The sequence below is a fragment of the Bradyrhizobium sp. 31Argb genome, from assembly GCF_043638955.1.
GTDB lineage: Bacteria > Pseudomonadota > Alphaproteobacteria > Rhizobiales > Xanthobacteraceae > Bradyrhizobium.
On the sequence record NZ_JBEGDB010000286.1, the window covers coordinates 1 to 10250 of the forward strand.

Here is a 10250-nt window from a genome sequence, read left to right on the forward strand (position 1 = left end):
CCTCGTTTGAGATTTCGACAACCTCATTCTGGCACAACTGATGCCGTAGGGGGCCGTCCACCCCATCAACCACAGGGTTTGTGGTTGGAAGACGCCGGGCCGACTTGCACGTTTCACAACACATAGTCGGGGTTATGGGTCCCGGCTCGGAGGCCGGGACGACGGGCATCGCGATGCGAGTTCCGCGCAAAGGTAACTTTAGAGCCCCGCGGCGCCATTCCTTAACCCGTTCTTTACCGTAACGCGAAAAAGTCGACGGCTAAGGCAGACGCCCCGCGCGGAATTCGATTGTCTGTTCAATCGGGACGTACGGGGAGGCTGCAGGCGTGGGTGTGGACGCCTTAGTCGGGACCGGACGGAATCATGAATTCGCGCGTATCGTGGAGTGTTGAAAGCATCGATCCATCCGTCCGCGAAAGGGCCGAGGCTGCGGCTCGGCGCGCCGGCATGTCGCTGAACGACTGGCTCAATTCCACCATCGGCGAGCCGGCGCCGCCGGATCTCCGCAATGACCAGGCGCGGCCCGCGATGCCGAGCCAGGCAAGCCGAGACGTCGCCGACATTCATCAACGGTTGGATGCGATCACCCAGCAGATCGATCGAATCGCGCGGCCCGCGCCGCGCAATGACGCCCCGCGCAGCGACGCTGCGCGCGGCCAGTCCAACGTCGCGCGCCAGCTCAACGACGCGATCTCGCGGCTCGATGCGCGGCTGTCACAGATTTCAAATCCCGCTGCCGCGGCGCGCCAGCCCCAGATGCCGGACCGGCAGCGCCAGGCGGAAGCCGTCGAGCGTGCTGCCGCAAAGGTCTACCGTCCGTCGCCGCCCTTAAGTCCCGCCTCTTTCGATTCCGCGATCGCGGAGATCACCGCACGCCAGAACGAACTCGACAATCCGCCACCGCGGCAGATGCCGCCGCGCCACGCTCAGCCAATGGGCGCAGCTCAGCCGACGGGCCCAAGCGTTCCGCCAGTGGCCGCGCATGCTCCTCCGGTTGCACCGGCACCTGCCGCGCCGGCACCGGCTGGACCGGACTTCTCCTCGCTGGAGCGTTATCTGATCAAGATCACGAGCCAGATCGAGGCGCTGCAACGGCCCGATCATGTCGAGCAGTCGATCGCCGCGTTCCGGAGCGAGCTTGCGGAAATCCGCGCCGCGCTCACCGAGGCGATGCCGCGCCGCGCGATCGAATCGCTCGAAAGCGAGATCCGCTCGCTGTCGCGCCGCATCGACGACAACCGGCAGAACGGTGCCGACGGCCAGGCGCTCTCCGGCATCGAGCGTGCGCTGTCCGAGATCCGCGAGGTGCTGCGCTCGCTCACCCCGGCCGAGCAGCTCGCCGGCTATGACGAGGCGATCCGCAATCTCGGCGCCAAGCTCGATCTGATCCTGCGCGCCAACGACGATCCCTCGACGGTGCATCAGCTCGAGAGCGCAATCGCCGCGCTCCGCGCGATCGTCTCCAATATCGCCTCCAACGACGCATTGGCACGGCTCACCGAGGACGTGCAGACGCTGTCGTCCAAGGTCGACGAGCTCGCGCGCGCCGGCAACCACGGCGATGCCTTTGCGGTCCTCGAGCAGCGGATCGCCGCGTTGGCCTCGACCCTGGAAAGCCGCGAGCGCCCGGCGCCAACCGAGCACTCGCAACATCTCGAAGACGCCGTGCGTACGCTGTCGGAACGGATCGACCGCATGCAGGTCGGAAATGACAGCGCCTCGGCATTCGCGCATCTTGAACAGCGTGTCTCCTACCTGCTCGAACGCCTGGAAACCTTCTCCAATCCTCAGTCCGGCAATTTCGGGCGCGTCGAGGAAGGGCTGCAGGACATCCTGCGCCATCTCGAACGCCAGCACGCCAATCTCGTGTCGCTGGCCGAGACGAGCCGCAATGCCGGCGCGCCGGCGCCGCAGCCGCTCGACCCTGGCCTCGTCGATATGGTCAAGCGCGAATTGTCCGATATCCGCTACAGCCAGTCGGAAACCGACCGCCGCACGCAGGATTCGCTCGAGACAGTGCACAATACGCTCGGCCATGTGGTCGATCGCCTCGCGATGATCGAGAACGATCTGCGCACCGTGCGCTCCGCGCCGGCCACGCCGTCACCGGCGCCCGAGCCGCCGCGCGCCGCGATGCCGCAGACAGTGATGCCGCAGCCGAAGCCCGAGCTGCCTAATCCCGCGATACAGGAACATTTCGCGGCCGCGCCGCGCGACTTCCATGCGGCCATGCCGGTGGAGGCTGCACCCGTTCCGCCGCCGCTCCCGCCGCGCGCGATCAGCGAGATTTTGGAGCCGCACGCCGCGGTCCGCGCCGCGCTCGAGCCGGACCTGCCGCCGGATCATCCGCTCGAGCCGGGCACGCGCCCGACCGGACGGGTGCCGACGCCCACCGAACGCATCGCCGCGTCGGAGAGCGCGATCAGCGAGATCTCGCCCTCCACTAAAGAGCCGGTCTCCACGTCGAGCTTCATCGCCGCCGCACGCCGCGCCGCCCAGGCCGCGGCCGCCCAGGCCGCCACCGAGAAGGGCGGACGTGGTGGGGCCAAGGCGGCAGCCAAGGCCAAGCCGGTCGACAAGGCTCAGGGCAAGTCCGAGGGCAAGGAGCCCTCGACCATCACGTCAAAGATCCGCTCGCTGCTGGTCGGCGCGAGTGTGGTGGTCATCGTGCTCGGCGCCTTCAAGGTGGCGATGATCCTGCTCGATAGCGGCACCTCGCCGCAGATGCCGCCGATGGAGAGGTCGAGCGATGCCCCCGCCGCGGCCCAGCCGCCGGCCGACACTGCGGTTGTCGCACCCGCGCCCGCGCCGGCCCCTGCGGCGCCATTGATGACTTCGCCGACCCCGCTCGGCCGGCAATCCAACAACAGCACCGCGCCGAACATGCTCGACGGCTCGCAGGTGGCGATCCCGCCGGCGCCCGCGCCGTCCCCATCTCCCGTTGCGAACAATGACATCACCGGCTCGATCCCCGCGCCGTCCGTCGCGCCGATGGGCGGCAGGCTTATGATGGTGCAGGTGCCGCCGAGCGAGCGGCTGCCTGATGCCATTGGCGGCCCGGTGCTGCGCGCTGCGGCGCTGAGGGGCGATCCGGCCGCGGCCTATGAGGTCGGCGTGCGCTTCGCCGAAGGCAAGGGCGTTCCGATCAATTATGACGAGGCCGCAAAGTGGTACGAGCGCGCCGCGCAGGCCGGCGTGGTGCCCGCGATCTTCCGGCTGGGAACCTTCTATGAGAAGGGGCTCAGCGTGAAAAAGGATGTCGACACCGCGCGGCGCTACTACGTGCAGGCCGCCGAGCGTGGCAACGCCAAGTCCATGCACAATCTCGCGGTGCTCGATGCCGATGGCGGCGGCAAAGGCGCCAACTACAAGAGCGCGGCGCAGTGGTTCCGCAAGGCCGCCGACCGCGGCGTCGCCGACAGCCAGTTCAATCTCGGCATCCTCTATGCCCGTGGTATCGGCGTCGAGCAGAACCTGGCCGAGTCCTTCAAATGGTTCAGCCTCGCCGCAGCCCAGGGTGACGCCGACGCCAGCCACAAATGCGACGATGTCGCCAAGCGCCTCGACGCTCAATCGCTGGCCGCGGCCAAGCTCGCGATCCAGACCTTCACCGCCGAGCCGCAGCCCGACGACGCCGTCAACGCCGCGACCCCGCCGGGCGGCTGGGACGCGGCGACCGTGCCGCCCAATGCGGCTAAGCCCGCGGCCAGGGCGGCGTCACAGAAGCGCACCGCCTCGATCGCGCATTAAAATTATGACAGACGCACGACGCCGCGGTGCGGCGTCGCCATATGTATCTCAGCGCTGAAGCTGTGTAGAAAGGCCGCGCCCCCGCGCGGGTAGCTGCCAGCGCCGAGAGAACCAGTTTGTCAGCCCAAGACCACGAAGGTCGCTACCGAAGCTCGCCGACCGGGCCCCGCGTAGCACCACCACGCCAGTCGATCGATCAGCCGAAAGCGCAGTCGCCTCATCGGTCCGCCTGGCGGTGGTCGATGTGGTCGATTGTCATATTCGCCCTCCTGATCTCCGGCGTCGGCATCCGCGCCTATCGAGACCTGTCGCGGCCCGACGCCTGGGCGTATTGGAGAGACCAGTATTTTTCGCCGAGCCTGAGTTCGAAACTGATCAGCAAGACCGATCTCGGCGGCGCGATCGGTTCTCGGCCCGCTTTGGCCATCAGGGGCGAGATTGGCCCGGCCGCCGCGAACTGGTTCCGCGACAGGCTGGATGAGGCCCATCTGGCGCCCGGCGATGTCGTCCTGCTGTCATCTCCGGGCGGCGATCTGAATCAGGCGCTCATCATCGGCGAAATGATCCGGTCCCACGGGCTCACGACCGCCGTCGGCGTTGCTGATGCTTCGGGCCGGATCCGCCCGGCCTATTGCGCCAGCGCCTGCGTCCTCGCCTTTGCCGGTGGCACGACCCGCTACGGCATCGAGGGCTCGATGCTGGGCGTCCACCGGTTCGTCACCACGGCGCCGGTTGCCGACCCCGTCGCCGACACCCAGCGCGTCACCGGTGCCGTCCTGCACTACATGACCAGGATGGGCGTGTCCTCCACCGTCGTCGAGGCGATGTCACAAACCAGGGACATCCGCTGGCTCGGCACCAAGGAAGCCGCGGCGATGAACCTGATTACCGATCCCATCGGCCGACCGTGAGGCGACGGCCGACCTAGATCATGATCCGATTGGACGGAATCGGATCATGATCTCATCTCTTTGTTTGAGCATGATCTTTTCGGAAAACCGGTTTCCACTTTTCGGGATCATGCTCTGGGTGCGACAAAAAAGTCCGCGTTGGCGGATTCTATAGTCCCTCGTCGCGGCGATTTCGGTTATTCAAGGGCGCGGCAACCGATCCGCGCGCCCGTCTCCGCGTCGGATTCCGCTGCCCGCAAGCTCGATCAGAAAACCGCGCCGTGGGCTGGCCGTACGCCAGCCCCGCGGCATTATAAGAAGCGACCGCGCGTGCAGCTCTACCTCCCGATCGCCGATATTCCCGTCAATATCTTCCTCGTGCTGGCGATGGGCGCGGCGGTCGGTTTCGTCTCCGGCATGTTCGGTATCGGCGGCGGCTTCCTGATGACGCCGCTTCTGATCTTCATCGGCATCGCGCCGGCGGTCGCGGTTGCCTCGGTCGCGAGCCACATCGCGGCCTCCTCCTTCTCCGGCGCGATCTCCTATTGGCGCCGCCGCGCGATCGATCCGACGCTGGCGCTGATCCTGTTAAGCGGCGGCACGATCGGCACCGCGCTCGGGGTATGGACCTTCACCTATCTGCGCTCGCTCGGCCAGCTCGACCTGATGATCGGGCTGTCCTATGTCGTGCTGCTCACCGCGGTCGGCGGGGCGATGGCCTATGAGGGCCTGCGCGCGATGCTGCGCACCCGCCGCGGCGGCACCGTCACGCTGCGCCGCCCGGGCAGCCACGGCTGGATCCACGGCCTGCCGCTGAAGATGCGCTTCAAGCGCTCCAAGATCTATCTCTCCATCATTCCCGTCATCTTCGTCGGCCTCGTGATCGGCTTCATCGGCGCCGTCATGGGCATCGGCGGCGGCTTCATCCTGGTGCCGCTGATGATCTATTTGCTGCGGGTGCCGACCTCGACCGTGATCGGCACCTCGATGGTGCTGACGCTGGTGACGATGATCTTCGCGACCCTGCTGCACGCGGTGACCAATCACCTGGTCGATGCCGTGCTGGCCCTGATCCTGATGGTCGGCGGCGTCACCGGGGCGCAGTTCGGCGCGCGCGCGGGCCAGAAGATCCGCGGCGAGCATTTGCGGCTGTTGCTCGGGCTCCTGGTGCTCGCGGTCGGCATCCGCTTTGCGGTCGAGCTCGTGATCCGCCCCGCCGATCTCTTCACCATCCGCGAAACCGGCGGGGCCCCGCCATGACCGCCCGCGCACTCCTCGTTCTCGCCGGCCTGCTCGTTGCGATCCTCGCTGCAAGCCCGGCCTGTGCGGAGCGGCTGATCGTTTCGGTCTCGAACCACCGCGTCACGGTGACGCCGAATTATTCCGGCGAGGAACTGGTGCTGTTCGGCTCGGTCGAGAGGGATGCCGATACCCCGCCCGGCCGCACCAATTACGACCTCGTGGTGAGCGTGATCGGCCCCCGCGCCGACATGGTGACGCGGCGCAAGGAACGCCGATTCGGGATCTGGATCAACAGCGATTACCGGCAGTTCCTGCAGGTGCCGACCTATCTCGCCCTGTTCTCCAACCGCCCCTTCGACCAGATCGCTTCGCCGGAGGTGCAGCGGCGCCAGCAGCTCGGGCTCAACAATGTGCTGCTGATGCAGCGCGTCGGCCCTGACTATGCCGACGTCGTTCCCAACGACGTCTTCCGCAGCGCCTTCGTGCGGCTGCGCATCGAGCACGGGCTGTATCGCGAGGAGACCTCGGCGGTCACCTTCCTGACCCCGACCCTGTTCCGCACCACCATTCCGCTGCCGGCCGAGGTGCCGATCGGCACCTATAGTGTCGAGATCAAATTGTTCACCGACGGCGCGCTGGTGACCAAGGCCGATACTGCCTTCGAGATCGTCAAGGTCGGCTTCGAGCAGTTCGTCGCCAATACCGCGCGGCAGAACGGCCTTGCCTACGGCCTCGTCACCGCCGCCATGGCGCTGATGACCGGCTGGATGGCCTCGATCGTGTTCCGGCGCGATTGACGTCACGACGCGAAGAGCCCGACGCCCATCGCAACCACGCTCAGCAGCATCGCCATCGTCGACAGCCACCCGAGCCAATAGAGCGGGCCGGTGATGATATACCGGCCCATCACGTCGTGGCGGCGCGCCATGAACATCAGCAGCACCATCACGGGAACGGCGAGCACGCCATTGATGACCGCGCTCCAGTACAGCGCCGAGATCGGGTTGATCGGCGTGAAATTCAGCGCGATGCCGAAGCCGGCCGACAGCGCCAGCACGGCATAGAAGGCAACCGCCTCCTTCGGCTTGCGCGCCAAGCCCACCGGCCACTGGCGTCCCTCGCCGACAGCGTAAGCGGTTGAACCCGCGAGCACGGGAATGGCAAGCAGCCCGGTGCCGACGATGCCGAGCGCGAAGATCGCCTCCGCGAACGGGCCCGCGATCGGACGCAGCGCCTCTGCCGCCTGCGCCGAGCTCTGGATGTCGGTCTTCCCCGCCACATGCAAGGTCGCAGCGACCGTGACGATGATCGAGAGCGCGATCAGGTTCGAGAACGCCATGCCGACGATCGTATCGGCGCGGATGCGGGAAAATTCCTTCCGCGCGCCGTAGTGCTTCTCGATCAATGGCTGCTTCCTGGCGTCGATGCGCTGGTCTTCGGCTTCCTGCGAGGCCTGCCAGAAGAACAGATAGGGCGAGATCGTGGTGCCGAAGATCGCGACGATGGTGGTGAAATAGTTTCCGTTCCAATCGAGCCTTGGAATCAATATGCCGGCAAGCGCCTCGCCCCAGGAGATGCGGGCGAAGGCAAGCGCCGCGACATAGGCGAACAGGCTGAGCGTCAGCCATTTCAGCACCGCGACGTAGCGCTTGTAATCGAGGATGATCTGGGCCGCCACCGACGCCACCCCAAAGAACAGCACGTAGAGGATAGCGTGCCCGCCGACCAGGAGCTTCGCCGCATCCGCCATGGCGCCGAGATCCGCCGCGATATTAATCGTGTTGGCGATGAACAACAGCGCGACCACGATGTTGAGCAGCCACAGCGGATAGTGCCGGCACACATTGCCCGAGATGCCGTGGCCGGTGACGCGGCCGACGCGGGCCGAAATCTCCTGGATCGCCACCATCAGCGGAAAGGTGAACAGCATGGTCCAGCCGATGCCGTAGCCGAGCTGCGCGCCGGCCTGGCTGTAGGTGCCGATCCCGGACGGGTCATCGTCGGAGGCGCCGGTGATCAGGCCGGGGCCGAGCGATTGCAGGAAGCGCTTGAGTTCGAAGGGCTGGCGCGGCTTGGCCTTGGAGGCCGGCTTATCGCCGGGTCTTACGTGATTGCCAGTCGATGCCTTGTGTTGCGTCATACCCGGTCCAGTCGCCGCGACAACGAACCGGAGGTGGTTCGGTTCCCGGCGCTGTACCTGGCTCCTCGTTGTGGCACAAGCAAGACATGTCGTCAGGCGCGCGGTGCGGGCGCGGCGGTTGGACGGGTCACGAGATAGATGCCGAGCGCGACCGGGATGATGCCGAGCAGATCGCGGGACTCGACATGCTCGCCGAGCACAAGGAATGCGAACAGCATGCCGAGCGGCGGCATCAGGAAGTGGTAGGCGCTCGCGGCGGTGGCGCCGCACACTTTCAGAAGATGAAACCACAGCGCGTAAGCCAGGATCGATCCGCCGAACACCAGGAATGCGAATGCGCCGAGCAGCCGCGCGCTCGGCACGATCTCGGAGACGCTCGAGAGCGTGAACGCGAATGGCAGGAGCACCAGCCCCCCGGCGAGATTCTGGATGCCATTGCCGATCCACAGGCCGCCCTTGGGTGCGAGAAGCTTGAACAGGATGGTGCCGGTGACGATGGAGGCGAGCGAGGCCAGCGTGAACACGATGCCTTCCATATGCTCGGTGCCGACGGAGATCCGGTGCCAGACGATGAAGGCGACGCCGACAACGCCGAGCATGAGGCCCGCGACCTTGCGCCAGGTCAAGACTTCGCCGAGGAACAGCGCCGCCAGCACCGCCGTGAACACCGGATTGGCCGAGACGATCAACCCGCCGATGCCGGCGGAGACTGTCTTCAGCCCGGTATAGCCAAGCCCGAGATAGAGCGCGTTGTTGGCAACGCCGAGCACCGAATAGACCGCGACATCGCGCCAGGAGAGCTGCCAGCCCTCGCGGCGCAGCGCCAGAAAGCCGAGGATCAGGATGCCCGCGAGCGAAAATCGCGCCGTGAGCAGGAGCAGCGGCGGACAATCGGTGACGCCGATCTTGCCGGCAATGAAGGCGTAGCTCCAGAGCAGGCAGAACAGAGCAATCAATAGCGGCAGCCGATTGAAGCCTTGACGGGGAGCCGCAATCGAAGGGGCGAGCGACATGTGAATTCTCCTTGGCCCTTCCATCTAGGGCCTCGCCTTCCCATTTGGAAATTAAATGATAGACTGGCAGCCAGTGGATTTTTGAATAGGTGCCGCCATGTTCGATTTGGAACTGCTGCGCAGTTTCGTCTCGGTGGTCGATGCCGGTGGCTTCACCCGCGCCGGCGAGCGCGTCCACCGCACGCAATCCACCGTCAGCCAGCAGATCAAGCGGCTGGAGGAAGATGTCGGCCAGCCGCTCCTGGTCCGCAACGGCAAGGATGTCACCCCGACCGAAGCCGGCGAGCGGCTGCTCTCCTATGCACGACGGCTGCTGGCGCTCGCCGAAGAGGCGCGCGATGTCGTGACGCGACCGACCTATCAGGGCGCGATCCGGCTCGGCATCCCCGAGGATTTCGCCGCCTATCGGCTGGCAAAACTGCTCGGCGCCTTCTCGCGCTCGCATCCAACGCTCCGGCTCGACGTGCGCGCCGACCAGAGCATGCACCTGCAGCGCGATCTCAATCGCGGCGAGCTCGATCTGGCGCTGCTCAAGCGCACCGCCGGCGAGAAGGGCGCGATCGCGGCGTGGCCGGAACGGGTGCACTGGGTCACCAGCAAGACGCATCCGCGCGATACGCGCAGCGGCTCGGTGCCGCTGATCGGATTTCCGGCCGGCTGTCTCTACCGGGCCGGCGCGATCCATGCGCTGGAGAGCGCGGGCCGCGCCTGGCACATGGCCTATACGTCCTCGAGCCTCTCCGGCATCCAGGCCGCGGTCGCCGCCGGCATGGGCCTGAGCATCCTGTCGGAGATCGCGATCCAGGCCGATCACCGCGTGCTCACGGCAAAAGACGGTTTTGCCCCGATCGACAGGACCGAAGTCGCCCTGCTCGCCTCCCCCGCCGCCAGCCCCGCCACACTGCGGCTTGCCGACAGACTCGCGGAGTTCTGCGACACCGTGCAGGCGAAAGCGGCGTAGCGGGCGTAGGGTGGGCAAAGCGAAGCGTGCCCACCATCAGCACTCCGCTCGTGAGGGTGGGCACGCTTCGCTTTGCCCACCCTACGGCCTCGCCGCGAGTTGTGATTCAAATTTCAAACAGCGGAGGGGATGTGAGTTCGCATTCTCGCGGCATGAACTGCCCGAGCTTGCGTCACGTTCCACCCTCTCATCGAACAGAGGGCGCAGGGAAAGCCGGGTGCTGGTTGCACCCGTGGGTCCCGTGCAACAAAAAG

7 protein-coding genes are annotated in these 10250 nt (G+C 66.3%); 5 read left to right on the forward strand and 2 right to left on the reverse strand.

Going from position 1 to position 10250, the window contains the following annotated elements:
- Positions 1–363: 363 nt before the first annotated feature.
- From AAFX91_RS34355 to AAFX91_RS34370, 4 genes are all read left to right on the forward strand, one after another.
- A complete protein-coding gene (locus AAFX91_RS34355; protein ID WP_394569525.1) occupies positions 364–3750 on the forward strand; it encodes a hypothetical protein in 3387 nt (1128 codons plus the stop codon).
- A 242-nt stretch (positions 3751–3992) separates the two neighbouring features.
- The gene (locus tag AAFX91_RS34360; RefSeq protein ID WP_394569526.1) at positions 3993–4661 is read left to right on the forward strand and encodes a hypothetical protein; all 669 of its coding nucleotides are present in this window, start codon (positions 3993–3995) and stop codon (positions 4659–4661) included.
- Between the two features lie 309 nt (positions 4662–4970).
- A complete protein-coding gene (locus tag AAFX91_RS34365) occupies positions 4971–5900 on the forward strand; it encodes a sulfite exporter TauE/SafE family protein (RefSeq protein WP_394569527.1) in 930 nt (309 codons plus the stop codon).
- Positions 5897–6679: a TIGR02186 family protein gene (locus AAFX91_RS34370; RefSeq protein ID WP_394569528.1), complete on the forward strand. Its 783-nt coding sequence runs from the start codon at positions 5897–5899 to the stop codon at positions 6677–6679. Before AAFX91_RS34365 ends, AAFX91_RS34370 begins: the two co-directional genes overlap by 4 nt.
- Before the next feature lie 2 nt (positions 6680–6681).
- Here AAFX91_RS34370 and AAFX91_RS34375 read toward each other — a convergent pair whose 3' ends face one another.
- Both AAFX91_RS34375 and AAFX91_RS34380 read right to left on the reverse strand, forming a co-directional pair.
- A complete protein-coding gene (locus AAFX91_RS34375) occupies positions 6682–8022 on the reverse strand; it encodes an NRAMP family divalent metal transporter (protein WP_130583445.1) in 1341 nt (446 codons plus the stop codon).
- A gap of 92 nt (positions 8023–8114) precedes the next feature.
- Complete coding sequence (locus AAFX91_RS34380; protein WP_130583446.1) at positions 8115–9035, reverse strand: DMT family transporter; 921 nt, start codon at positions 9033–9035, stop codon at positions 8115–8117.
- Positions 9036–9132: 97 nt separating this feature from the next.
- Here AAFX91_RS34380 and AAFX91_RS34385 point away from each other — a divergent pair, with 97 nt between their 5' ends.
- Positions 9133–9996, forward strand: coding sequence for a LysR substrate-binding domain-containing protein (locus AAFX91_RS34385; protein ID WP_130583447.1), 864 nt, complete (start codon positions 9133–9135; stop codon positions 9994–9996).
- Positions 9997–10250: the final 254 nt, after the last annotated feature.